This is a genomic window from Herbaspirillum sp. GW821-FHT09A12, from assembly GCF_059418325.1.
This window is the reverse complement of record NZ_JBWKPR010000001.1, coordinates 88468-113501: the sequence shown is the minus strand read 5'-3', so window position 1 is coordinate 113501 and position 25034 is coordinate 88468. Positions and strand designations below refer to the sequence as shown.

Genomic DNA, 25034 nt, shown 5'->3' with positions numbered 1-25034 from the left:
TGATCAACGCTAATTCGCGGGGAGCCGCATTACAATGCGTGCTGAGACAAAACGATGCGGCCTGTGCCGACACGACGACGCCCTACGGGCCTGCAGCCGGAACTATCCGCGCTGCCGCCCGGTCTAGGCGCCGGTACAGGCTGTCATCGTACCCGACTTTGCACCGGTCCCGCAGCAGACAGCGCGCCCTGCCCGCATTAACAGAATATGAAGTGACCTGATGAACTGGACCTGCCGCCTGGCCATCGCATGCCTATGCTGCGCCGCTGAGACCGCCAACGCCGCCTACAAGGTGGAGATCGATGCACCCAAGCCGGTGCAATCGCTGCTCAAGGACTTCCTCGACCTGTCGCGCTACCAGGAACGCGACGATATCAGCGACGACCAGTTGAAGTTCATGATCGACACCGTCGGCGACCAGGTGCGCGACTTGACTTCCACCGAGGGTTATTTCTCGCCGCAAACCAAGGTCGAAGTCAGCAGCGAACGCAGCGCCGACGGCAAGGAAGACATCAAACGCGTGATCGTGCATGTCGAACCGGGCCAACGTACCGACATCGGCCAGGCCGACATCCAGGCCACCGGCGCGGTGGCGCAGCAGGACCTGCCGCGGGTGGAAGCGATCCGGCGCGACTGGCTGCTGCCGCCCGGCAAGCCGTTCCGCCAGGAAGATTGGGACAAGGCCAAGGACGCCGGGCTACAAGCGCTGCAACAAAAGAAATACGCGGCCGCGCGCATTGCCCAGTCGCGCGCCGAGGTCGATCCCGACAACCATCGCGCCGATCTCTCGGTGCAGTACGACAGCGGCCCGGCCTTCACCCTGGGCCCGTTGCAAATCACCGGCGCCAAGCGCTATCCGGAAAGCATCATCCACAACGTCAACCCGCTCAATGTCGGCGAGCCTTACGATGCCGAGCGCCTGCTTTCGCTGCAGCGCCAGATCCAGAACACGCCTTATTTCTCCAACGCCATCGTCGGCATCGACGACGATCCGGAGCATCCGGACATGGCTCCGGTCAAGGTACAGGTCACCGAGTTCCCGACCCAGCGCGTGCGCACCGGCGTAGGCTACGGCACCGATACCGGCGCCCAGGTCGAAGGCCGGTATTCGCACTACAACGTGTTCAACCGCGCCTATGCCTTCGACAGCCAGTTGCGGCTGGAGCAAAAGCGCCAGTACGGCCTGCTCAGCCTGGCCATGCCGCCGGATGAAAAAGCCTTCGTCAACAGCGTCAACAGCTCCTACGAGCGCACCACGCTGGAAGGCATCGACCTGCGCAGCCTGCAGACCGGCATCAAGCGTTCGCGCACCGGCGAGCTGTATGACACCACCTATTCGCTCATCTATTACCGCGACCAGCTGACCCAGGAAAACGGCGCCACCCCGCCGGCCAATACCGTGGTCACCCCCGGCAAGCACCAGGCGCTGGTGCCGGGCTTCGCCTGGGCGCGGCGCGACGTCGACAACCCCATCTTCCCGCGCCACGGCAACCTGCTGACGCTGGAAGCCGGCTTCGCCATCAAGGGCGCGCTGACCGACCAGACCTTCACCCGGCTGTACGGCCGCTTCAAGCAATTCGTGCCGGTCGGCCGCCGCGACCTGGTGGTATTGCGGGCCGAGCTGGGCGGCGTATTCACCGCCGGGCGCGCCTCCGAAGTGCCGGCCTCGCTGCTGTTTCGCACCGGCGGCAACGATTCGGTGCGCGGCTACAGCTACCAGAGCATCGGCAACGAACAAAACGGCACCGTCTACCCGACCAAGTACCTGGCGGTGGGCAGCACCGAATACCAGCACTGGCTGACCGAAAACTGGGGCGCGGCGGTGTTCTACGACATCGGCGCGGCCGCCGACAGCTGGAGCAACAAGACTTTCTATAACGGCGTGGGCGCCGGCGCGCGCTGGCGCAGCCCGGTCGGCACCCTCAACCTGGACCTGGCCTATGGCGTGCAGAAACGCCAGATCCGCCCGCACGTCTCGCTGGGCATCGCTTTCTGAGGCGGCCCGCACATGAACACGACAGACAAGACTTGAACGGCAAGAACGCATGAGCGACCAGCAAGCATCTCCTTCCGCCCCGGACCAGCACGCCACACCGCCCAAGCGGAAGCCTCAACGCGCCCGCAAGATCGCCCTGTGGAGCGGCGCCACGCTGGCCGCAACGCTGCTGGTGGTAGCCGGCGCCGGCCTGTATGCCGTCAAGACCGAAAGCGGCGCGCGCCTGGTCTGGAACGGCGCGGTACAGGCACTGGGCGGCAAGCTATCGGGCCAACTGCTGGGCGGCACCATCGCCGACGGCCTGCGCCTGCGCGACCTGCATTACCAGGACGAGCAGCGCATCCTCGATATCGACCGCATCGACGCCGACTGGCAGCTCGCGCCGCTGCAGCGCAAATTCAGCGTGCGTTACCTGCGCGTGGGCACGGTCACCCTCAAGCAGCAACCGTCCCCCTCCGAACCCAGCGCCATGCCGGCCTCGCTGGAGATTCCGCTGGCATTGGACATCCATGAAATCTCGCTGGAGCGGCTCAGCTTCACCCAGGGCGCCTCCACCACCGAGCTGTCCAAGTTGCGCCTGCACGGCGACTCCGACGGCACCCAGCACACGCTGGTGCTCGACAGCCTGAGCACGCCGTTCGGCGCCGCCGCCGCGCTGCTGCACCTGAACGGCCGCGCACCGTTCGCCATCAGCGGCGGGCTGGAGCTGTCCGGCGAGTACCAGAACGCCAGCTTGCAGGAGAAATACCAGTTGGCGGCACAACTGTCGGGCTCGCTGCAGGATCTGGGCATCGCGCTCAAAGCCAGCGGCGACAGGCTCAACGGCACCGCCGATGTGCAAGCCACGCCGTTCGCCCCGGTGCCGCTCAAAAGCGCCAAGGTCGACCTGCAGCACATCAATCCGCAAGCCTTCAGCGCCGGCGCCCCGCAAGCCGACCTGCGCGTGCGCGCCGACCTGGCGCCGGTGGCCGGCACCAGCGGCGATGCCTTGCGCGTGGCCGGCAAGGTCGCCATCGACAACGCCAAGCCCGGCAGCCTCGACCAGCAATTGCTGCCGCTGCTCTCGGCCAGCGCCGATGTCGACCTCGACCTGCAACGCCAAAAAATCACCTCGCTCGAACTGCGCCTGCCCAGGAACGCGCGCATCGCCGGCGGCGGCGAATTCCGCCCCGGCAGCGATGTCGCCGGCCAGCAGCAAGAGATGGGCGGCAACTTCAACTTCCGCATCAGCGCACTGGACCTGAACCAGATCCACCGCCAGCTCAAACCCACGCAACTGGGCGGCCCGCTGGACGTGACGCTGGCGCCGGGCGCCCAGCAGATCAAGCTGGCGCTGGACGACCGCGAACTCAAGCTGCGCGTGGACAGCACCATCCGCGCGGAAGAAGTGGAACTGCACCAGGCCCAGCTGGCCGCCGGCAAGTCGCGCGTGGAAGCGGCCGGCACACTTAAAACGACAGGTGCGATGGATTACGCCGTCAAAGGCAAGCTGGTGGATTTCGACCCGACAGCCTGGTTGCATGCGGTCGCCCCCGCGCCGGCCGCCGGCGGCAAGAAAAATCCCGGCGCCAGCGCCGCCTCCAAGCCGGTGCAGGCCAGGATCAACATGGACTTCAACGCCAGCGGCGCCATCTCGCCGGAACTGAAGCTCAAGCTGGCCTTCGGCATCCACGACAGCAGCTACGGCGACTTGCCCATGAGCGGCCAGGGCAACATCAACCTGGCCGGCATGCGGCTGTTGCCGAGCAAGGCCAACCTGCTGGTGGCCGGCAATACGCTGGACCTCAACGGCAGCTTCGGCGCCGGCAAGGATGCCCTGACGCTCAAGGTCGACGCCCCACACCTGGAGCGCCTGGGCTATGGCCTGTCCGGCCTGTTGCGCCTGGATGGCCAGCTCACCGGCACACAGCAACGCCCCAACCTGCACGCCACCTATCAAGCCGAAAAACTGGCGTTCGGGCCGCACCACCTGGCACGACTGTCCGGCGCAACCGACCTGCGCACCGATCTCGCCGCCGGCGTCGCCTCGCCCAACAACAAACTGGCCCTGCGGGTGGAAGGCGAAGGCTATCGCGGCCCGCAGGCGGAATTGTCCAGGCTGGACCTGAACCTGGACGGCACCTGGGGCAACCATACGCTGAACCTGCGCGGCGCCGGCAAGGTGCTGGACCAGACCCTGGACCTGGACTTTGCCGCGCACGGCAAGGTGACCGAAAAGACCCGCGGCAAATACGGCTGGGCCGGCAGCATCGACAAGCTGCAGAACAAGGGTTTCCCACAAGTCGCGCTGGCCAGCCCGCTGGCGCTGGAAGCCTCGGCCGATGCGGTCGAGGCCGGCGCTACCCGGCTGGAAATCGACCGCATGGCGCTCGACCTCAAGCGGCTCTCATGGCGCCAGGGCCGCATCGCCTCGGCCGGCCAGGTACGCGCGCTGGATCTCGGCCGCCTGCTGCAGATCGTGCAGGAATTCACCGGCACGCCGCCGCCGGTCAAGTCCGACCTGGTGCTCGACAGCGACTGGGATTTTTCGCTGGCCGAGAGCGCCAGCGGCTATTTCCAGCTGGCGCGCAAATCGGGCGACGTGCGCGTGACCGCCAGCAACGGCGAAGCCTCGCTCGGCCTGTCGGAGCTGCGCCTGCGCGCCGACCTGCAAGGACAACAGGTGCGCGTGGACGGCCGCGTGAACGCCGCGCGGATCGGCACCATCGACCTTGGCGGTACGCTGGGCCTGCAGCGCATCGACGGCCTGCTGGCGCTGGCCGATGCCTCGCCGCTGAACCTCAAGGCGAAACTGGATGTGCCGGAACTCAAGCGCGTGGGCGACCTGATCGGCCCGCAGGTGAGCTTCAACGGCAAGCTCGGCGCCGAGTTCAACGCCGGCGGCACGCTCGGCCAGCCGAAGCTGTCGGGCGCCATCAATGGCGATGACCTGGCGGTGACGCAGTTCGACCAAGGCATACAGCTCAAGGACGGCGTCGTGCGCATCGTCATGGACAACAACGTGATCGACCTGCGCCAGATCGAATTCCACGGCGGCAAGGGAACGCTGCGCGCCCAGGGCAAGGTGCAACTGGGCGCGGAGAATCCGGACCTGAATGCCACCATCACCGCCGACCGGCTGGAACTGTTCGCCAGCCCGGACCGCCAGCTCATGCTGTCGGGCCAGGGCAAGATCGCCAACGTCAACGAGCAGTTGCACATCGACGGCAAGTTCATCGTCGACCGCGCCCTGTTCGACCTGCCCAAGAGCAGCGCGCCCAGGCTGGGCGACGACGTGGTGATCGTGCGCCGCGACGGCAAGACCAAGGCCGGCGCCAACGCCAGCTCGCAGCAGAAACTGGAAGCCGCCACCGAGAAGCCGGCCGGCAAGTTCGCGCCGGTGATGAATATCGCGGTCGACCTCGGCCACGACTTCCGCTTCCGCGGCACCGGCGCCGACCTGCTGCTGCGCGGCGACATGAACGTGCGCAGCGAACCGCTCTCGCCGCTGCGCGCCACCGGCACCATCAACGTGGCCGAAGGCACCTATGAAGCCTTCGGCACCAAGCTCAACATCGAGCGCGGCATCATCAACTTCCAGGGGCCGATCAGCAATCCCAACATCAATATCCTCGCCATGCGCCGCAACCAGGATGTCGAAGCCGGCGTATCGGTGACCGGCACCGCCAACCGGCCGCGCGTGCAGCTGGTGTCAGAACCCAATGTGCCCGACGATGAAAAGCTGTCGTGGATGATGTTCGGCCACGGCACCGATAGCTCCAGCATCGGCCAGCGCAGCGCCAGCAGCCAGGCGCTGGCGCTGGTGGGCAACCTCGGCGGCAAGCGCATCGCCAAGGACTTCGGCCTGGACCAGTTCTCCATCGGCGCCAGCGAATCGGGCCTCACCGACGACCAGGTGGTCAACCTGGGCAAGGCCATCACCGAGAAGATCACGCTGGGCTACGAGCAGAGCCTGCAAGGCGCGGCCAGCATCGCCAAAGCCACCTGGCAGCTGTCGCGCCGCTGGTCGGTGGTGGTGCGGGCGGGGACGATCACTGGCTTGAACGTGCTGTTCAACCTGCGTTACGACTGATTCCGATTTTCAACGGGACAATGGGTGCTCTTCGATGAATTGGCGCAGGGCGCTGTCAATCCGCGTCTGCCATCCTTCGCCCGTGGAACGGAATTGCGTCACGACATCGCGCGACAAGCGAATGGTGATCCGTTCCTTGGTGACCTCGGCTTTGGGACGGCCGATGCGAGCCGTCTTCTTGGCTGCTTCCCATTCTTGATCGGTCAACGGCATGGCATCGACGTCGCTCATGGCTGCGGCAGTGATGGCCGCATCTTCTTGCTCGGTAGGGATAATGGTTCCCGGCTTAAGTTTCGGCATATCGTTTCACCTCCCTGAAATTAGCTTTCCGTAAACTGATAATTCGACGGATTCCATCGCGGTCGACAAACACCACGTTGAACAGGCGGTTACCGATATAACCCAAACCGATCATGCGGTCCTCGCCATATTCTTTGCGCTTGTCAGGCCAGATCACGGCGTCATTCCATTCAAATGCCTTTGCATCGGCAAGTGACACGCCATCATGCTTCTTTATATTTTCGGCATCTTTGGCGAGGTCGAATGCGATTTCCATGATTCTTATTGTATGCACAAAAAAGTCTATTTTTCAATGATTTTATGTATGCACAACAAATTCATCACCAATCGCCGGTTACAACCACCCCGCCCTGCGCAACCTGCGCCACAGCAATGAACAGCCGGTAACGATACCGCCCAGCACCAACGGAAAGCTCCACTGCCAGCTCAGGCCCGGCATGTTGGCGAAGTTCATGCCGTACAGGCTGAACACCATGGTCGGGATGGCCAGGATCGCGCCCCAGCCGGCCAGGGTCTGCACGATTTCGTTCTGGTGGATGGTGATCTGGGCCAGGTTGATCTGGACCGCGGACTCCACCATTTCGCGCAGGCGGTCGCCGGTGTCGATGAAGCGCACCACGTGGTCGTAGATGTCGCGGAAATAGGCCTTGCCGTCCTTGGTGATCAGGCTTTCATGGAACCGCAGCAACTGGGTGCACACGTCCAGCAGCGGCGAGGCCGCCGAGCGCAGGCGGATCAGCTGCCGCTTCAACTGGTACAGCTCCTGCAGGTAAGCCTTGCCGGTCTTGGCCGAGGGATCGAACAACTGGGCCTCGTACTGGCTGAACTTGGCTTCCAGGTCATCCATGATGGGCCGATAGTTATCGACCACGAAGTCCATGATCGAATACAGCACGAAACTGGGGCCGCGCACCAGGCGCTCGGGCAGCATCTCGCAATGCTCGCGCACCTTGGCATAACTGCGCGAAGCCCCGTGGCGCACCGTGATCACGAAGCGCGGGCCGGTCATGATGTGGGTCTCGCCGAATTGCACCTCGCCGCCGGAGAGCTGCGCGGTGTGCAACACCACGAACAGCGTGTCGCCGTATTCCTCGATCTTGGGGCGCTGGTGCGCGGCGTAGGCGTCTTCCACCGCCAGCTCATGCAGGCAGAATTCTTCCTTGATCTTGTTCATCAGCTCGACATTGGGTTCGAGCAATCCGAGCCAGACAAAGGTACCCTCTTCTTGCAGCACATCGCTGATGTCGTCGAGGGCGATCTCGCGCAGCTTCTTGCCCTTCTTGTAGACCGTGCAGTTGACGATCATGTCGGCGTCGATCATGTCCTGGCTCCTGTTTTCATTGTTGTCGCCCCGCAGGGTGCCACGTATTCATCGTTATGTGCAACGGCCGCGCCTCAGCCGACCTTGGCGCGGCCGGGCAGGCGTTGCCGCAACACCTGCGCCATCAGCACGCCCGCCAGCGTGATGCCGCCGCCGATGGCATGGTAACCGTGCAATTCCTCGCCCAATGCCAGCATCGCGATGGCGACGGTGAAAACGGGCATCAGGTTGACAAACACGGAGCAATGGCTGGCGCCCAGATGGCTCACGCCCTTCATCCACAGGAACTGCGAAACGATGGAAGCGGCGATGCCGGCATACAGCAGAAGCGGCAGGTTATCGGCAGTCAACGGCGAATGGTGGCCGAAGACGAAACCGGGAAACAGCAGCAGCACTGCCATCAGCACCTGCATGTACAGCAATTGCCAGGTGCGCAGCGGCAAGGCCCAGCGGCGCAGCATCACGCCGTACAAACCGTAAGAGATGGTGGCCAGCAGCATCAGCAGGTCGCCCATGACCACGCCCTGGTCGAACAGCGCCAGCGGATGGCCGCGGCCGATCAGCACCGCCAGGCCGAACAGCGACAAGACGCCGCCGCCCACCGTGCCCACGGTGGGCGGTTCCGACAGCAGCTGGATGCTCAGCAACAAGGTCAGCAGCGGCATCAGCGACGCGATGATGCCCATGCTGGTAGCCGAGGAAGTGGCGGCGGCGAAATACGCCAGGCTCTGGAACAGCACCATGCCCAGCAGCGCCAGCACCAGGATCTTGCCCAGATGAGGCTTGATCTGCGCGCGCGCATGCCAGGTCGACCTGGCCAGGAACGGCGACATCAGCGCGGCGGCCAGCACCCAGCGGTAAAAGGAAATATCTTCCGGCGCGATCACCCCGGCCGACATCTTGCTGATGACGGTATTGCCGGCCCAGATCAGGACGGCGCCCAACGGGAACCAGACATATTTGAGTTGCATGGACACTTTCTAAAACGAACGGCTCAAGCCGACTTGGTGTTTGCCCGGCCCGACATTTCCGATCCGGCATTGGGCGACAGGCGGCGCAGCATCAGGATCGACAGCGACGCCACCGCCCCCACCACCAGGAAGGCCGGCCAGAAATCGGCGGCCACCAGCGTGGCGTGGCCCTGTACGTCATTGGAAACCTGCAGCGCGAAACCGGCCAGCACCACCCCCATGCCGATCGACAGCTGTTGCGCCACGCTGGCCATGCTGGTGGCCTGGCTCAGGCGCGGGCTATCGACATCGGCATAAGAGATCGCGTTCAGGCTGGTGAATTGCAGCGAGCGGAAGCAACCGCCGATGAGCAGCACCAGCATCATCACGATATAAGGCGTTTGCGGCGTGAACAAGGCAATCGCCCACAGGCTGAGCACGCCCAGCGAACCGTTCACCACCAGCACGGTGCGAAAGCCATAGCGCTGCAAGAAACGCGATGCGATGGTCTTCATGAACATGGCGCCGGCCGCCGCGGCGCAAGTCAGCAGCCCCGAATGGAAAGGCGTATAGCCGAAGCCGAGCTGCAGCATCAGCGGCAGCAAAAAGGGAATCGCGCCGATACCGATGCGGTAGAGCGAACCGCCGAACACCCCCGCCTGCAGGGTCGGGATCTTCAGCAGCGTCAGGTCGATCAGCGGCGCGGCGGCGCGACGCGCATGCCACACATAGGCGATCAGGAACAAGACGCCCAATACCACACAAGCCAGCGAGACTTCACCCGACACCAGATGGCGGCCTGCAGTGGACAAGCCCATCATCAGCAGCGAGCAGCCCAACGCCGACAGCACGAAACCGGGCCAGTCCAGCGGCGGCACCTGCTCGGCCTTGAGGTCGGGGATGAAGCGCGTGGCCAGGTACAGGCCCAGGATGCTGATGGGAATGTTGATGAAGAAAATCCAGCGCCAGTGGAAATAGGTGGTGATGAAACCGCCCAGCGGCGGCCCCAGCACCGGCCCGAACAGCGCCGGAATGGTCAGGTAGGACAAGGCCTTGACCAGGTTCACCTTTTCCACGCTGCGCAGGATCACCAGGCGCCCCACCGGCACCATCATGGCGCCGCCGATACCCTGGAAAAAGCGCGCCGCGACGAACTGCGGCAATGTGGACGACACGCCGCACAGGATGGAACCCAGCATGAAGACGCAAATCGCCGAACGGAAAATGGTGCGCGAACCGAAACGGTCGGCCATCCAGCCGGAAATCGGGATGAACACCGCCAGGCTTACCAGGTAGGAAGTCAGGGCCAGCTTCAGCGAGATGGGATCGACCGCCATGTCCAGCGCCAGCGCGGGCAGCGAGGTGGAGATCACGGTGGAATCCATCTGCTCCATGAACAGCGCGCAGGCGACAATCAGGGGCACAACGAAGGTACGAGGGATGGCCATCGGCGATATTGGCAATTTGATATGAAGAGGCCCGGCAGCGGCTCGCCGGGCAAGTTGGCAAGTATACCTTTTACGCTATGATGCTGCCGGACGCCGCCTCCATGCGCGGCGGGCCTGCCCGCTCCATCCGATTGCACCTATGACCGCCTGTCCCGCCTGTTTCGCCCTGCTCGACGACCACCTGGCCACCCCGGCCGAGCCCCGCTCGCGCCTATATACCGGCCACCTGCGTACGCTGGCCTGCGCTGACGCCGCCGGCTTCCCGGTGCTGCTGGATGAAATGCAGCAGGCGCTGGCCGCCGGGCAACACGCCCTGGCCCTGTGGGATTACGAACTGGGCGCCGCCATGCAGGGACTGCCGCACAAGCATGCCGGCGGCCCCCTGGCCAAAGTGATGCTGTTCCAACGCTGCGAGCGCCTCAGCGCCGCCGCAGCCGACCAATGGCTGGCGCAACAAGAGCAAATTGCACCGGCACCGGCCGGCATCGCCAACGCGGCCGCCAGCGTCAGCGAAACCGAATTCAGCGCCGCCATCGCCCGCATCCACGACTACATCGCCGCCGGCCACACCTACCAGGTCAACTACACCTATCGCCTGCGCTTCGATGCCTACGGCGACCCGCTGGCGCTCTACCGCCGGCTGCGCGCACGCCAGCCGGTGCCGTATGGCGCGCTGGTATGTTGCGAAGACGGCAGCGCCGTGCTGTCGTTCTCGCCCGAACTGTTCGTCGCCCATGCCGGCGGCATGCTCAAGGCCAAGCCGATGAAGGGCACGGCGCCGGCCGCGCCCGCCGCCGATGCGGATGCCGACGCCATCAATGCGCGCCGTGCGCTGGCGCTGGCCGGCGATGAAAAGAACCGCGCCGAAAACCTGATGATCGTCGACCTCCTGCGCAATGACCTCGGCCGCATCGCCATGCCCGGCTCGGTGCAGGTGCCGCACCTGTTCGACGTGCGGCGCTACGGCCAGGTGCTGCAGATGACCTCGACCATCCGCGCCCGCCTGCGCGCGGACATCACGCTGGCCGGCGCCATCGCCGCGCTCTATCCCTGCGGCTCGATCACCGGCGCGCCCAAGCGCCGCACCATGGAAATCATCGACGAACTGGAAAGCACGCCGCGCGGGCTCTATACCGGCGCCATCGGCTGGTTCGACGCGCCGCGCGCCGGCGGGCATGCGCTCGGCGACTTTTGCCTGTCGGTGCCGATCCGCACGCTGCAACTGCAAGCGCCGGAAGGCGGATTGCGCCGCGGCGTGCTGGGCGTGGGCGCGGGCATCGTCCATGACAGCGATGCCGCCTCCGAATACGCCGAATGCCGGTTGAAGGCCGGCTTTTTGACCGGCCTCGGCCATGCATTCAGCCTGTTCGAAACCATGCACGCCACGCGCGAAGGATGCCGGCATCTCGACCTGCACCTGCAACGCCTGCGCAGCTCCGCGGCAGCCTTCGGCTTCAGCTTCGATCAAGCGGCAATCCATGCCGCGCTGGCAAAGGCCTGCGCCGGGTTCGGCAGCGCGGCCACATACCGCCTGCGGCTGGCGCTGGATGCGCAAGGCGGCATCACTATCCAGCACGCGCCGCTGGCGCCGCTGGGCGACAGCGTGAAAATATTCCTTGCCCCACATGCCACCGATAGCAGCGATTTCTTCCTGTGCCACAAGAGCACCCACCGCGCCGCCTACGACGCAGCGTGGAAAGAAGCCGAACAACGCGGCGGCTTCGACCTGCTGTTCTTCAATGAAAAGGATGAACTGACCGAGGGCGGACGCAGCAATGTGTTCGTGCAACTGGATGGGCGCTGGATAACGCCGCCGTTGGGAGCGGGCTTGCTGCCGGGCGTGATGCGTTCAGTGCTGCTGGCCGATCCGGCGTGGGATGCCGTCGAACGTCCGGTCAGCCGTGGGGAGTTAATGCGGGCCGAGGCAATCGTGGTGTGCAATGCGCTGCGCGGAGCGATCAAGGCAACGCTTGAGCTTTAGCCTCAACGCAGCGCCGCGTTCTCCTTCAATCCCTTCGCCTTGGCCTCGCTCTGCTCCGCCAGCGGCGCCAGATCGGCCAGGCTGTTTTCATCCCAGCCACCGCCCAGGGCGGTGGCCAGCAATACGCTGGCCGCCATGCGGCGGTTCAGGATGTCCAGCGCGGAGCGCTCGGCCGACAATGCCGTGGCCTGCGCGGTGATCACGTTCACATAGCTGACGGTACCGGCCTTGTACTGGTTGAGGACCAGCGTCACCGCCTGGCGCGCCGATTGCACGGCTTCGTCCTGCACCGCCGCCTCTTGCTCAAGAATGCGCAGCGCGGCCAGGTTGTCTTCGACGCCCTGGAAGGCGGTCAGCACGGTCTGCTTGTATTGGGCCACCGTGCCGTCATACGCAGCGATGGCCTGGTCGGTGGCGGCGCGGCGCGCGCCGCCGTCGAAGATGCTCTGTGCCAGTTGCGGGCCGAGCGACCATACGCGCCCCGGCAGCGAGAACCAGTCGGCGAAGCTGGAGCTTTGGTAACCGCCGGAAGCCGACAGCGTCAGGCTGGGGAAATACGCCGCCTTGGCCACGCCGATATTGGCATTGGCCGCGGCCACGCGCCGCTCGGCGGCGGCCACGTCGGGCCGGCGCTCCAGCAGCATCGACGGCACGCCCTGCGGAATCGGCGGCGCCACAGCCGTCAGCGGCGCCTTGGGCAACGAGAAGGTGGATGGCGTCTTGCCCACCAGCAGCGCGATGGCGTGCTCCAGCTGCGCGCGCGACACGCCGTTGTCCAGGGCCTGCGCCTGGGCCGACTTCAACTGGCTCTGGGCCTGGATCACGTCCGACTTGGCGGCCACGCCGGCGGCATACTGGTTGAGCGTGAGCTGGTAGGAGCGCTGGTAAGCCTCGACGGTATCGTCCAACAGCTTTTGCTGGGCATCCAGCACGCGCAGTTGCAGGTAATTCTGGGCCAACGCCGCCTGGGCCGACAGGCGCGCCGCGGCGAGATCGGCCGCGCTGGCCTGGGCGCTGGCCTGGCTGGCTTCGACATCGCGCCGCAGCTTGCCCCAGATATCGGCCTCCCATGAGGCGTTGAGCGCGAAGGCATACGAATTGCGCACACCGGCGCTGCCGGACGAAGAGGAGGACGTGGACGAACTGCCGGAACGCGAACGCGTGGCCGAGGCCGATGCATCCAGCGTCGGCGAATAGGCGGCGCGCGAACTCTGCACCAGCGCCAGGGCGCTGCGGAAATTGGCCTCGGCCAGCGCCAGGTTCTGGTTGGAGATATCGACCTGCACCACCAGCGCGTTGAGTTGCGCATCGCCGAACATTTCCCACCACTTGCCGTCGGCCGTCAGCTCGCGCGGCTGGGCCGGCTTCCAGTTCTGGCCTTCCTTGAAGACGGCCGGCGCCTCCTCCATTTGCGGGCGCACATAGTCGGGGCCGACCGAGCAGGCGGCCAGCGAGAAGGAAGCGGCCAGCGCCAGCAGCAGCGGCTTGATGGCCGGAGGCAGTTGGCGGGCGGCGTTGCGTTGTTGCGGTTTCATGCGTTTCTCCATGGCGGCAGCGTTCATGCCGCCGAGGTTTCGGTCTGGTTCTTGTTGCGGCCGAAGCGGCGCTCGCCCCAGGCGCGCAGGCGTTCCATGTACAGGTAGACCACCGGCGTGGTGTAGAGCGTGAGCAACTGGCTCACCACCAGGCCGCCGACGATGGAAATGCCCAGCGGCTGGCGCAGCTCGGCGCCGTCGCCATGGCCGATGGCCAGCGGGATCGCCCCCAGGAGCGCGGCCATGGTGGTCATCATGATCGGCCGGAAGCGCAGCTTGCAGGCCTCGAAGATGGCATCGCGCGGAGACATGCCCCGGTTGCGTTCGGCATCCAGCGCAAAGTCGATCATCATGATCGCGTTCTTCTTGACGATGCCGATCAACAGGATCACGCCGATCAGCGCGATCAGGCTGAAATCGGTGCCGGTGAACATCAGCGCCAGCAAGGCGCCCACGCCGGCCGACGGCAAGGTGGAGAGGATGGTGATCGGATGGATCAGGCTTTCATACAGGATGCCCAGCACGATATATACCGCCAGCAAGGCCGTCAGGATCAGGATGGGCTGGCTCGACATCGAAGACTGGAAGGCATTGGCGGTGCCGGAGAAAGCCCCGTGCACATCGGTCGGCACGCCCAGCGTGGCCATGGCGCGCTCGATGGCATCGGTGGCCTGCGACAGCGAAACGCCCTCGGCCAGGTTGAACGACAGCGTGGAGGCGACGAACTGCCCTTCATGGTTGACCGCCAGCGCCGTGTTGGTCGGCGCGAAGCTGGCGAACGCCGCCAGCGGGATCTGGGTGGAAGCCGCGGTCGAGATGGTCTGCGCCAGGCCGGTATTGGCGTTGAGCTTGCCCGCAGCCGACAGCGCCGGCGGCGTCGACAGGGTCGAGGTGGTCGGCGACAGGTTGCTCGATCCGGCCAGGCTGACGTAGGTGTTCTTCAGGATTTCCGGGCTTTGCCAGTACTGCGGCGCCGCCTCCATCACTACGTGATACTGGTTCATGCCGCTGTAGATGGTCGAGATCTGGCGCTGGCCGAACAGGTCCGACAGCGTCGAGTCGATCAGTTGCGGCGTCACGCCGGCGCGCATGGCGGTTTCGCGGTCGATGGTCAGCGTGGTCTGCAATCCCTTGTCCTGCTGGTCGGTGCTGACGTCTTCCAGCTCCTTCAGGTTGGAAAAGGCCAGGCGGATCTTGGGCTCCCAGATGCGCAGCAGGTTGAGGTCGTCGGACTTCAGGGTGTATTCGTACTGCGAATCGCTCTGGCGCGCGCCGACGCGGATATCCTGCACCGGCACCAGGAACAGGCTGGCGCCGGCCACATGGGCCAGCTTCATGCGCAGCCGCCCGATCACGCGATCGGCCGAGATCTTGCGCTCGGACAGCGGTTTCAGGGTCACGAACATATTGCCGCCGTTGCGCCGCTGGCCGCCGGTGAAGGCCACCACGTCGGCCACGGCCGGGTCTTCCTTGACGATCTCGATGAACTCGTTCAACTTGACCTTCATCGCCTGGAAGGAAATCGCCTGGTCGCCGCGGATGCCGCCCACCAGGCGGCCGGTATCCTGCTGCGGGAAGAAGCCCTTGGGAATGGCCTTGTAGAGATAGACGTTCAGGGCGATGGTGGCCAGCAAAATCAGCATCATCAGGGGCGCCGCGCGCAGCGCCCAGGCCAGCGAACGTTCATAGCCCAGCAGCATGTCGTTGAAGATATGCTCGGTCTGGCTAACGATCTTCTGCAGCAGCGGATGGCGGCGCCGGCGCCGTTCTTCGTCCTGCCGTGGGTCATGGCGCAACAGCGCCGCGCACATCATCGGCGTAGTGGTCAGCGACACCACCAGCGACACCAGGATGGCCACCGACAGCGTGATGGCGAACTCGCGGAACAGGCGGCCGACGATGCCTTCCATCAGCAGGATCGGAATGAACACGGCGATCAGCGAGATGCTCATCGACAGCACCGTGAAACCGACTTCCCTCGCCCCCAGCATGGCGGCCTTGACCGGTTTCATGCCGGCTTCGATGTGACGCGAAATGTTTTCCAGCACCACGATGGCGTCGTCCACCACGAAACCGGTGGCAATCGTCAGCGCCATCAGCGACAGGTTGTCCAGGCTAAAACCGGCCAGGTACATGATGCCGAAGGTGCCGATCAGCGACACGGGAACGGCGACGGCCGGGATCAGCGTGGCGCGCACATTGCGCAGGAACAGGAACACCACCATGATCACCAGCGCCACCGACAGGATCAGGGTGAACTCGGTCTCCTTGAGCGAGGCGCGGATGGTGGGCGTGCGGTCCATCACCACCTTCATGTCGATGGCGGCGGGAATCGACGCCTGCAATTGCGGCAACAGTGCCTTGACGCTGTCGACGGTATCGATGATGTTGGCGCCGGGCTGGCGGTTGACAATCACCAGCACCGACGGCTTGCCGTTGGAGGATCCGGCGTTGCGCACATCGGCCACCGAGTCGCGCACCTCGGCCACGTCGCGCACCCGCACCGGCGTGCCGTTGCGGTAGGACACGATCAGCGGCGCATATTCCGCGGCGGTCTTGGCCTGGTCGTTGGCGTAGATCTGCCAGTTGCGTTCGCCATCTTCCAGGATGCCCTTGGGCCGGTTGGCGTTGGTGGCGGCCACCGCGGTGCGCACGTCGGCGCTGCCGATGCCGTACTTGTTCAACGCCGTCGGGTTCAGCTCGATGCGCACCGCCGGCTGCGAACTGCCGCCCACGCTGACCTGCCCCACTCCGCGCACCTGCGACAATTTCTGCGCCACGATGCTGTCGGCGGCGTCGTACATCTGGCCCTGGGTCATGGTGTCCGAGGTCATCGCCAGGATCATGATCGGGGCGTCGGCCGGGTTCACCTTGCGGTAGGTCGGATTGCTCGGCATGCCGGTAGGCAGCAGGTTGCGCGCCGCGTTGAGCGCCGCCTGCACGTCGCGCGCGGCGCCGTCGATATCGCGGCTGAGGTCGAACTGCAGCGTGATGCGGGTCGAGTTCTGCGAGCTGGTGGAGGTCATCTCGGTCACGCCCGCGATCGCGCCCATGGACCGCTCCAGCGGCGTGGCCACGGTGGCGGCCATGGTTTCCGGGCTGGCGCCGGGCATCGAGGCCGAGATCGAGATGGTCGGGTAATCCACCTGCGGCAACGGCGACACCGGCAACAGGCGGAACGCCACCATGCCCGACAGCGCGATGCCGATCGTCAGCAAGGTGGTGGCGATGGGCCGCTGGATGAAAGGGAGCGAGATGTTCATGGCGTCCCGGATCTACACGGCCGGCGGCAGCGATGGCGCCTTGCCGTCATGGTCGTCGTCATGGCCGGGCTCCTGCTGGCCGAAACGCTTGCGCAGGCGGCGCGCCAGGCGGTCGAAAGCGAGGTAGATCACCGGCGTGGTGAACAGCGTCAGCACCTGCGACACCAGCAAGCCGCCGACCATGGTGATGCCCAGCGGCTGGCGCAGCTCGGAGCCGACGCCGGTGCCCAGCATCAGCGGCAACGCGCCCAGCAAGGCCGCCATGGTAGTCATCAGGATCGGCCGGAAACGCAGCAGGCAAGCCTGGTAGATCGCCTCGCGCGGGCACTTGCCTTCGTGCCGCTCGGCCTCCAGCGCGAAGTCGATCATCATGATGGCGTTTTTCTTGACGATGCCGATCAGCAGGATGATGCCGATGATGCCGATGATGCCCAGGTCGGTGCGGGAAATCATCAGCGACAGCAGCGCCCCCACCCCGGCCGAGGGCAGCGTCGAGAGGATGGTGATCGGGTGGATGTAGCTTTCATACAGCACGCCCAGCACGATGTACATGGTCACCACCGCCGCCAGGATCAGCCACAGCGTATTGGACAACGAGGCCTGGAACGCCAGCGCCGCGCCCTGGAAATTGGTCACGGTGGAGTCCGGCATGCCGATTTCGGCCTCGGCCGCCTTGATGGCCTTGACCGCCTCGCCCAGCGCGGCGCCCGGCGCCAGGTTGAACGAGATGGTCGCGGCCGGGAACTGGCCGATATGGTTGACCACCAGCGGCGCGGTGCGCTCGGTGACGGTGGCGATCGAGGACAGCGGCACCTGGTTGCCGGCCGACGTCACCAGATAGATGCTGTCCAGCGCCGCCGGGCCGAGTTGGAACTCCGGCTTGACCTCCATCACCACGCGGTACTGGTTGGATTGCGTGTAGATGGTGGAAATGAGGCGCTGGCCGAACGCGTTGTACAGGGCATTGTCGATGGCGGCGGTAGTGATGCCCAGGCGCGACGCCGCGTCGCGGTCGATCTCGACGTAGGCTTGCAAGCCCTTGTCCTGCAGGTTGGTGGCGACATCGGCCAGTTCGGGCGCCTGTTGCAGGCGTTCGATCAGCTTGGGCACCCAGGTGCTGAGCGTGTCGGGGTCGGCGTCTTCCAGCGTGAACTGGTATTGCGTGCGCGAGACGCTGTCTTCAATGGTCAGGTCCTGCACCGGCTGCATGTAGAGCGTCACGCCCGGCACCTGCTTGGCCAGCGTGGGCTGCAGGCGACGGATCACGTCGGCGGCGGAAACGTCGCGCTCCTCGTGCGGCTTCAGGTTGATCAGCATGCGGCCGCTGTTCAGGGTGGCATTGGTGCCATCCACGCCGATGAAGGACGACAGGCTTTCCACCGCCGGGTCTTCCAGCACCACCTTGGCCAGGGCTTGCTGCTTCTCGCCCATGGCGCCGAACGACACCGATTGCGAGGCTTCGGAAATGCCCTGGATCACCCCGGTGTCCTGCAGCGGGAAAAAGCCCTTGGGGATGAACACATACAGCAGCACCGTCAATGCCAGCGTGCCGATGGCGACCAGCAGCGTCAGGCGCTGGCGGTTCAGCACCCACTCCAGCATCACGCCGTAGCGCGCGATCACGCGGTCGAAGAACAGCTGGCTCTTGTGATAGAACCAGCCCTGCTCCTGTTCCGGCACGTGGCGCAACAGGCGCGCGCACATCATGGGCGTGAGCGTGAGCGACACCACCGCCGAGATCAGGATGGACACCGCCAGCGTGACGGCGAACTCATGGAACAGCCGCCCCACCACGTCGCCCATGAACAGCAGCGGGATCAGCACCGCGATCAGCGAGAAGGTCAGGGAGATGATGGTGAAGCCGATTTGCTCGGCGCCCTTCAGGGCCGCCTGCATGGGCTTCATGCCCTCTTCGATGTAGCGCGAGATGTTCTCGATCATCACGATGGCGTCGTCGACCACGAAGCCGGTGGCGATGGTGAGCGCCATCAGCGTCAGGTTGTTGATCGAGAAGCCGGCGATGTACATCACCGCGAATGTGCCCACCAGCGACAGCGGCACCGCCACGCTGGGAATGATGGTGGCCGGGACATTGCGCAGGAACACGAAAATCACCATCACCACCAGCATCACCGACAGCATCAGCTCGAACTTCACGTCCGCCACCGAGGCGCGGATGGTGGTGGTGCGGTCGGTCAGGATGTGCACGTCGATCGCGCCGGGCAGGCTGGCTTGCAGCTGCGGCAGGATCTTCTTGATGCTGTCGACCACCGAGATCACGTTGGCGCCGGGCTGGCGCTGGATGTTGACGATCACCGCCGGCTGCGCGTTGGCCCAGGCGCCCAGGCGCACGTTCTCGGCGCCGTCGACCACGTCGGCCACGTCGGAGACGCGGATCGGCGCGCCGTTCTTGTAGGCGATGATCAGGTTGCGGTACTCGTCGGCCGAGCGCAACTGGTCGTTGGCGTCGATGGTGGAGGCGCGCGTGGGGCCGTCGAAGCTGCCCTTGGCCTGGTTGACGTTGGCGTTGCCGATGGCGGTACGCATGTCGTCCAGGTTCAGGCCCAGCGCGGCAACGGCGCGCGGGTTCAGCTGCAGGCGCACCGCCGGGCGCTGGCCGCCCGACAGGCTGACCAGGCCGACCCCGGAAAGCTGCGAGATCTTTTGCGCCAGGCGGGTGTCGATCAGGTCCTGCACCTTGGGCAGCGGCATGGTCTTGGAGGTGACCGCCAGCGTCAGGATGGGCGTGTCGGCCGGATTGACCTTGCTGTAGACCGGCGGCATCGGCAGGTCGGACGGCAGCAGGTTGCCGCCGGCATTGATCGCCGCCTGCACTTCCTGCTCGGCGATGTCGAGGCTGAGGTCGAGGTTGAACTGCAGCGTGATGACTGACGCCCCGCCCGAGCTGGTGGAGGACATCTGTTTCAAGCCGGGCATCTGGCCGAACTGGCGTTCCAGCGGCGCGGTGACCGAAGACGTCATCACGTCCGGGCTGGCGCCGGGATAGAGCGTGGTGACCTGGATGGTCGGGTAATCGACTTCAGGCAAGGCCGACACCGGCAATTGCCGGTAGGCGACGATGCCCACCAGCAGGATCGCCAGCATCAACAGCGATGTGGCGACCGGCCGCAGGATGAACTGGCGGGATGGATTCATGCGCGCGCCTTATTTGCTGCCGTTATTGCCATTGCCGGCATTGCTGCCGTTACCGCCGGCGGCTTCGCGCTGGCGGCGCAACTCCATCATTTTCTGGCGACGCTGGTCTTCGGGCAGCTTCTTGATCTCTTCACCGAATTCGCCGGCGTCGATGCGCTTGTCGATCTCGGCCCAGCGCTTCTGGCGCTCTTCTGCCGACATGTCGCCTTGCCCGCCCTGCTGGCCCGGCGCCGGCGCGGTTTGTCCCGGCGCGGTTTGTCCCGGCGCGGCTTGCCCCGGCTGGGCGCCCTGGCCCTGGTTACGCTTGCCGTGGCGGCGCGCGTTCGGGTTTTCGGCGGTCAGCTTGTTGCTCGGATCGTCGGCGCTGCCGCGCATCACGGCTTCCACCTTGGCGCCTTCGCGCAGGCGGTCGATACCGTCGATCACCACGGTCTCGCCGGCGACCACGCCATCGGTGACCGCGGTCACGTCGCCCTGCACCGCGCCGGTCTTGATGTTGCGCACGGTGACGGTATTGTCGTCCTTGACCACATAGACGAACAGGCCCTTGGAACCGCGCTGGATCGCCGCGCTGGGGATCACGGTAGCGCCGTCTTCGGTGCTGAGCAGCAAGCGGATATTGACGAACTGGCTGGGGAACAGCGCGTAGTCGGTGTTGGGGAACTGCGCCTTCAGCTTGACCGTGCCGGTGGTGGCGTCGACCTGGTTATCGATGGTCAGCAGCACGCCGTCGGCGAGCTTTTTCTTTTGCTCGCGGTCCCAGGCCTCGGTGGGCAGCTTGCGCCCGCTTTGCAGCTGGCGCAGCACGCTGGGGATATTGTCTTCCGGAATGCTGAAGATGGCGGTGATCGGCTGCAACTGGGTAATGATCACCAGGCCGTTGGTATCGCTGGTGGTGATGTTGTTGCCGACATCGGCCTGCCTCAGGCCGAGGCGGCCGCTGATGGGCGCCGTCACGCGCGCGAACGACAATTGCAGCCTGGCGCTGGCCAGCGCGCCCTCATCGGTCTTGACCGCGCCTTCGTATTGCTTGACCAGCGAGGCTTGCGTATCGACCTGCTGGCTGGCGATGGAGTCCTGCGCCAGCAGGGTCTGGTAGCGCTTCAGGTCGAGCCGGGCCGAATTGAGCAAGGCGCGGTCGCGCGCCAGCTGGCCTTCGGCCTGGGTCACCGCCACCTGGAACGTGCGCGGGTCGATCTCAGCCAGCAGGTCGCCGGCCTTGACCAGTTGGCCTTCCTTGTAATGCAGCTTCAGCAGTTGGCCGTCCACGCGGGCGCGCACGGTCGCGGTGGCTGTCGGCGTCACCGAACCCAGGCCATTGAGGTAGATGTCCACGTTCTGCACCTTGGCCTTGGCCACCCCCACCGGCATGGTCTGGCCGCCGGAGCCGGGGCCGCCGCCGCGCGGCCCGCCCGGGCCCGGACGGGCGCCGGGACTCATCCCCATGGCGGCCATCTGCGCCGTATCGGCCTTCTTCTTGGCCCAGTACTTGTAGCCGGCGCCGGCGACGATCGCCAGCACGATGACCCAGAACCACCAGCGCCGCAGGATGCTGCCCCGGGACGGCGGCCGGCTGCCTTGCGGCGGAGTTGGATTGGAAGGGGATGGCTGCCCGGAATTTGCTGTGTTTGTCATGTGATGAAAACCAACCTACTGATCGCGGAGGAAAGTCCCGGCCGGAGCGCCCGTGCGGGCGCCCCGGCTTGAAAGTCGCAAAGGACACGGGATGAGGGCCTGGACCTGGCCATGGCCGGCCGGGCCCTCATCCGGTGTACTCCGCCACGGCGCATGCGGCGCCATGAAACGGACAAGAATATTGCATTTAAGGCAATGCGCCAGCATACCACCCGCCTGTCGTGCACAGCCATTGCGGGTGGCTCGCAGTGTACCCAGCAAACGGCCGGCGCGCCATGGATAACAGACGCCAAAATACCCGTCAAATGCGTGGCTGGGGCCCGACATGCAAAAGCCTTGCGGTTGGCGCCGCAAGGCTTTTGCTGGGATACCCGGCCCGGCGCACATCGCGGGCCCGGCTACCTGGCTTCAGGCGTCCCTGCCGCACGGCACGGCACGGCTCGCCTCACCTCACTTCACACCTCACTTGGCTGCCGGTGCGGTTGCGTCAGGCGCCGGCTTGCCGCCGTGGTCGCCGCGATGCGACGGTCCCTTGCGCTCATGCTGCATGCGCTCGAAACGATGACGCTCCATCTTGGCGAACTCGGTATCGAAGGTCTTTTGCTGTTCCGGCGCCAGGGCGGCGTAGAACTCCTTGGTGGCCGCGACGCGCTGTTCGGCGAAGGCTTCGCGCTTGCGCATGAACTCCAGCTTCTTGTCCAGGCGCTCAGGCGTGGTCAGCTTGGCGAACTCTCCCTTGTTCGGACGCGCGGCCGGGTCGAACGGAGCCGGCTTGGTCTTGTCCAGGAACAGCTTCCAGGCGGCTTCCTGGGAAGCGGTGATCTTCAGCTTGTCGTGCAGCTCGGCCTGGCGCTTGGCGCGCATCTGCTCGAACCTGGCGATTTGCTCGGCGCTGGGAGCGCGACCGTGCGGGCCTCCCGGCGGCGGGACCTGGGCGAATGCCGCCACGGTCACTGCGCTGATGCTCACTGCGGCGATGCCGGCCAGGATGCGGGTCTTGAAATTCGACATGATTTACTCCTTTGTGATGTCGTGCTGTCTTTGCACGGTTCCCATTAAACCGGCCGCGTGTATCGCCAATTTTTCCCCTGTGGCGTCATTTGTATCGTTTTGTATATCGGCAAGCCGCTGAAGTATCGTTTTATGTCGGCGCCTACCCTTGTTAAGAGGCGATACAAATCGCCGCTCCACGGCCTGGCAAGTTCGGCATAATCCCATCCATGGATACAAATACTCACATTCTCATCGTCGACGACGACCGCGACATCCGCACCCTGCTGGCCGAATACCTGGACAGCAACGGCCTGCGCACGCTGACCGCCACCAATGGCGCCGAGATGCGCAAGACGCTGGAAGAGTCCCGGGTCGACCTGATCGTGCTCGACCTGACCCTGCCCGGCGAGGACGGGCTGACCCTGTGCCGCAACCTGCGCGCCACGTCGAACGTGCCGGTAATCATGCTGACCGCGCGCGGCGAGCCGCTGGACCGCATCCTGGGGCTGGAGATGGGCGCTGACGACTACCTGGCCAAACCCTTCGAGCCGCGCGAACTGTTCGCCCGCATACGCAGCGTGCTGCGCCGCACGCAGGCGCTGCCGCCCAACATGGCGCAGCCGGACGCGGCGGCCATGCGCTTTGCCCACTGGACGCTGGACCTGACCGCGCGCCATCTGGTGAACCGGGATGGCGTGGTGGTGGCGCTGTCGGGCGCCGAGTTCCGCCTGCTCAAGGTATTCCTCGACCATCCCAACCGCGTGCTCAACCGCGACCAGTTGCTGGAGCTGACCCAGGGCCGCGAGTCCGATCCGTTCGACCGCTCGGTGGATATCCAGATCAGCCGCCTGCGCCAGAAACTGGGCGACGACGCCCGCACGCCGGCGATCATCAAGACCGTGCGCAACGAAGGCTACGTGCTGGCCGTTGCCGTGACGGCGGAAAGCGCGGGCCGCGCGCCATGAAGGAGTTGAAGGATTTCGCCGGCTCCATCGGTAACCGCATCTTCGTGCTGCTGCTGGCCGGCATCGTGGTGGCCATCGTCGCCACCACCTGGCTGGCCTCCAACGAGCGCAAGAGTTCGCTGCGCGAGCTGCGCTTCCAGCACCTGGCCGAACGCATCGAGCAGATCGTGCAGGCGGTCGACGACATTCCGGCCGAGCAGCGCCCCATCGTGCTGCAAGCCGCCGCCAATTTCGGTTTCGAAGCGAAAATGGTGGACGACATGAATGACGCGGTCGGCGCCAATGCCAGCACCAGCCCCCTGATCGACATCCTGCAGACGCGGCTGGGCAGCGAGCGCAAGATCGCCGTGCAGCGCGAGACCGAATGCGCCGCCCCGCGCCGCGCAGATGGCCGGGCCGAAGCGCCGCGCCGGGAAACCTGCCGCGTGGTCTACGTCAGCCTGCACGACCAGTCGCTGATGCGGCTGCGCCTGCACCAGCCGGGCGAACCGCCGATCATGCGCGGCCGCGGCGGCCAGGGCGGCCCGTATGGATTGCAATACATCGCGCTGTTCCTGATCCTGATCGCCCTCCTGGCCTACCTGGTGGCGCGCATGGCGACCCGCCCGATCCGCAAGCTGGCGCAGGCGGCGGCCGAACTGGGGCGCGACATCGACCACCCGCCGTTGCCGGAAACCGGCCCCAGCGAGATCCGCCAGGCGGCGCATGCCTTCAATGCGATGCAGGCGCGCATCCGGCGCCAGATCCAGCACCGCACCCACATGCTGGCCGCCATCACGCATGACCTGCAAACGCCGCTGACGCGCCTGCGCCTGCGGCTGGAAAAGGTGGCCGACCCCGAACTGCAGCAACGCCTGATCGACGATCTTGCGGTCATGCACGGCATGGTGCGCGAGGGCCTGGACCTGGCGCGCAGCATGGACTCGTCGGAAAAGATACAGGCGCTGGATATCGATTCGCTGCTCGACAGCGTCTGCGCCGACGCCGCCGATGCCGGACAGGACGTGACGCTGCAAGGCAGCACCCGCGCCTTCGTCATGGCGCAACCGGGCGCCCTGCGCCGCTGCCTGACCAACCTGCTCGACAATGCCTGCAAATACGGCCAGTTGGCGCGGGTATCGGTTTCGCTGGAACAGCAGAAGATCGCCATCCGCATCCGCGACCAGGGTCCCGGCATTCCGGAGGCGGAACTGGAATCGGTGTTCGATCCCTTTTACCGCCTGGAGGTCTCGCGCTCGCGCGACACCGGGGGCACCGGGCTGGGACTGACAATTGCGCTCAACATCGCCGAGAACCATCATGGTTCGCTGAAGCTGCGCAATCTGGCCGAGGGCGGGCTGGAGGTGTTGCTGGAACTGCCGGTGATGCCGGCCGGGAAACCCCGCGCCAGCTGAGGCCGCCAGCCAGCAAACAAAGGAA

The 25034-nt window shown here is 65.4% G+C and carries 15 protein-coding genes; 5 read left to right on the top strand and 10 right to left on the bottom strand.

Features of this window, described 5'->3' with window-relative positions; all coding sequences use genetic code 11:
- Positions 1 to 220: 220 nt before the first annotated feature.
- Together AC07N6_RS00485 and AC07N6_RS00480 are read left to right on the top strand one after the other, a co-directional pair.
- On the top strand, positions 221 to 1996 hold the full coding sequence (locus tag AC07N6_RS00485) for an autotransporter assembly complex protein TamA (protein WP_494780377.1): 1776 nt from the start codon (positions 221 to 223) through the stop codon (positions 1994 to 1996).
- Between the two features lie 49 nt (positions 1997 to 2045).
- The gene (locus AC07N6_RS00480) at positions 2046 to 6068 is read left to right on the top strand and encodes a translocation/assembly module TamB domain-containing protein (protein ID WP_494780376.1); all 4023 of its coding nucleotides are present in this window, start codon (positions 2046 to 2048) and stop codon (positions 6066 to 6068) included.
- A gap of 9 nt (positions 6069 to 6077) precedes the next feature.
- On the opposite strand, the gene AC07N6_RS00475 is transcribed toward AC07N6_RS00480, so the two are convergent.
- The 5 genes from AC07N6_RS00475 to AC07N6_RS00455 all read right to left on the bottom strand — a co-directional run bounded on the left by AC07N6_RS00475 (position 6078) and on the right by AC07N6_RS00455 (position 10087).
- Positions 6078 to 6368 (bottom strand): BrnA antitoxin family protein, encoded by a 291-nt coding sequence (locus AC07N6_RS00475; RefSeq protein ID WP_494780375.1) that lies wholly within the window; start codon positions 6366 to 6368, stop codon positions 6078 to 6080.
- Complete coding sequence (locus tag AC07N6_RS00470) at positions 6355 to 6624, bottom strand: BrnT family toxin (protein ID WP_494780374.1); 270 nt, start codon at positions 6622 to 6624, stop codon at positions 6355 to 6357. Before AC07N6_RS00470 ends, AC07N6_RS00475 begins: the two co-directional genes overlap by 14 nt.
- Before the next feature lie 78 nt (positions 6625 to 6702).
- Positions 6703 to 7689, bottom strand: a complete 987-nt coding sequence (locus AC07N6_RS00465) for a magnesium and cobalt transport protein CorA (protein WP_494780372.1) — start codon at positions 7687 to 7689, stop codon at positions 6703 to 6705.
- A gap of 74 nt (positions 7690 to 7763) precedes the next feature.
- Positions 7764 to 8660 (bottom strand): DMT family transporter, encoded by an 897-nt coding sequence (locus tag AC07N6_RS00460; RefSeq protein WP_494780371.1) that lies wholly within the window; start codon positions 8658 to 8660, stop codon positions 7764 to 7766.
- A gap of 23 nt (positions 8661 to 8683) precedes the next feature.
- Positions 8684 to 10087: a DHA2 family efflux MFS transporter permease subunit gene (locus tag AC07N6_RS00455; RefSeq protein ID WP_494780370.1), complete on the bottom strand. Its 1404-nt coding sequence runs from the start codon at positions 10085 to 10087 to the stop codon at positions 8684 to 8686.
- A gap of 139 nt (positions 10088 to 10226) precedes the next feature.
- Here AC07N6_RS00455 and pabB point away from each other — a divergent pair, with 139 nt between their 5' ends.
- Complete coding sequence (pabB, locus tag AC07N6_RS00450; RefSeq protein WP_494780368.1) at positions 10227 to 12068, top strand: aminodeoxychorismate synthase component I; 1842 nt, start codon at positions 10227 to 10229, stop codon at positions 12066 to 12068.
- A gap of 2 nt (positions 12069 to 12070) precedes the next feature.
- Here pabB and AC07N6_RS00445 read toward each other — a convergent pair whose 3' ends face one another.
- The 5 genes from AC07N6_RS00445 to AC07N6_RS00425 form a co-directional block, all read right to left on the bottom strand.
- Positions 12071 to 13603, bottom strand: a complete 1533-nt coding sequence (locus AC07N6_RS00445) for an efflux transporter outer membrane subunit (RefSeq protein WP_494780366.1) — start codon at positions 13601 to 13603, stop codon at positions 12071 to 12073.
- A 23-nt stretch (positions 13604 to 13626) separates the two neighbouring features.
- Entirely contained in the window at positions 13627 to 16866 is a 3240-nt protein-coding gene (locus AC07N6_RS00440; RefSeq protein ID WP_494780364.1) for an efflux RND transporter permease subunit, read from the bottom strand.
- Between the two features lie 12 nt (positions 16867 to 16878).
- Complete coding sequence (locus tag AC07N6_RS00435) at positions 16879 to 20022, bottom strand: MdtB/MuxB family multidrug efflux RND transporter permease subunit (RefSeq protein WP_494780363.1); 3144 nt, start codon at positions 20020 to 20022, stop codon at positions 16879 to 16881.
- Positions 20023 to 20031: 9 nt separating this feature from the next.
- Entirely contained in the window at positions 20032 to 21657 is a 1626-nt protein-coding gene (locus AC07N6_RS00430; RefSeq protein ID WP_494780362.1) for an MdtA/MuxA family multidrug efflux RND transporter periplasmic adaptor subunit, read from the bottom strand.
- Between the two features lie 462 nt (positions 21658 to 22119).
- Positions 22120 to 22668, bottom strand: a complete 549-nt coding sequence (locus tag AC07N6_RS00425) for a Spy/CpxP family protein refolding chaperone (RefSeq protein ID WP_494780361.1) — start codon at positions 22666 to 22668, stop codon at positions 22120 to 22122.
- Between the two features lie 209 nt (positions 22669 to 22877).
- On the opposite strand from AC07N6_RS00425, the gene AC07N6_RS00420 reads away from it, so the two are divergent.
- Both AC07N6_RS00420 and AC07N6_RS00415 read left to right on the top strand, forming a co-directional pair.
- Complete coding sequence (locus AC07N6_RS00420) at positions 22878 to 23615, top strand: response regulator (protein ID WP_494780360.1); 738 nt, start codon at positions 22878 to 22880, stop codon at positions 23613 to 23615.
- Positions 23616 to 23620: 5 nt separating this feature from the next.
- Positions 23621 to 25009 carry an ATP-binding protein gene (locus tag AC07N6_RS00415; RefSeq protein WP_494781254.1) on the top strand — a complete coding sequence of 463 codons (1389 nt, stop codon included), beginning with the start codon at positions 23621 to 23623 and terminating at the stop codon, positions 25007 to 25009.
- Positions 25010 to 25034 lie beyond the last annotated feature (25 nt).

Excerpts from the sequence above, each read along its gene's own strand:
- AC07N6_RS00440 (WP_494780364.1), bottom strand. The coding sequence starts at position 16,866 with ATGAACATCTCGCTCCCTTTCATCCAGCGGCCCATCGCCACCACCTTG.
- AC07N6_RS00435 (WP_494780363.1), bottom strand. The coding sequence starts at position 20,022 with ATGAATCCATCCCGCCAGTTCATCCTGCGGCCGGTCGCCACATCGCTG.
- AC07N6_RS00420 (WP_494780360.1), top strand. The coding sequence starts at position 22,878 with ATGGATACAAATACTCACATTCTCATCGTCGACGACGACCGCGACATC.
- AC07N6_RS00480 (WP_494780376.1), top strand. The coding sequence starts at position 2,046 with ATGAGCGACCAGCAAGCATCTCCTTCCGCCCCGGACCAGCACGCCACA.
- AC07N6_RS00460 (WP_494780371.1), bottom strand. The coding sequence starts at position 8,660 with ATGCAACTCAAATATGTCTGGTTCCCGTTGGGCGCCGTCCTGATCTGG.
- AC07N6_RS00425 (WP_494780361.1), bottom strand. The coding sequence starts at position 22,668 with ATGTCGAATTTCAAGACCCGCATCCTGGCCGGCATCGCCGCAGTGAGC.
- AC07N6_RS00465 (WP_494780372.1), bottom strand. The coding sequence starts at position 7,689 with ATGATCGACGCCGACATGATCGTCAACTGCACGGTCTACAAGAAGGGC.
- AC07N6_RS00475 (WP_494780375.1), bottom strand. The coding sequence starts at position 6,368 with ATGCCGAAACTTAAGCCGGGAACCATTATCCCTACCGAGCAAGAAGAT.
- pabB (WP_494780368.1), top strand. The coding sequence starts at position 10,227 with ATGACCGCCTGTCCCGCCTGTTTCGCCCTGCTCGACGACCACCTGGCC.
- AC07N6_RS00430 (WP_494780362.1), bottom strand. The coding sequence starts at position 21,657 with ATGACAAACACAGCAAATTCCGGGCAGCCATCCCCTTCCAATCCAACT.
- AC07N6_RS00470 (WP_494780374.1), bottom strand. The coding sequence starts at position 6,624 with ATGGAAATCGCATTCGACCTCGCCAAAGATGCCGAAAATATAAAGAAG.
- AC07N6_RS00445 (WP_494780366.1), bottom strand. The coding sequence starts at position 13,603 with ATGAAACCGCAACAACGCAACGCCGCCCGCCAACTGCCTCCGGCCATC.
- AC07N6_RS00485 (WP_494780377.1), top strand. The coding sequence starts at position 221 with ATGAACTGGACCTGCCGCCTGGCCATCGCATGCCTATGCTGCGCCGCT.
- AC07N6_RS00455 (WP_494780370.1), bottom strand. The coding sequence starts at position 10,087 with ATGGCCATCCCTCGTACCTTCGTTGTGCCCCTGATTGTCGCCTGCGCG.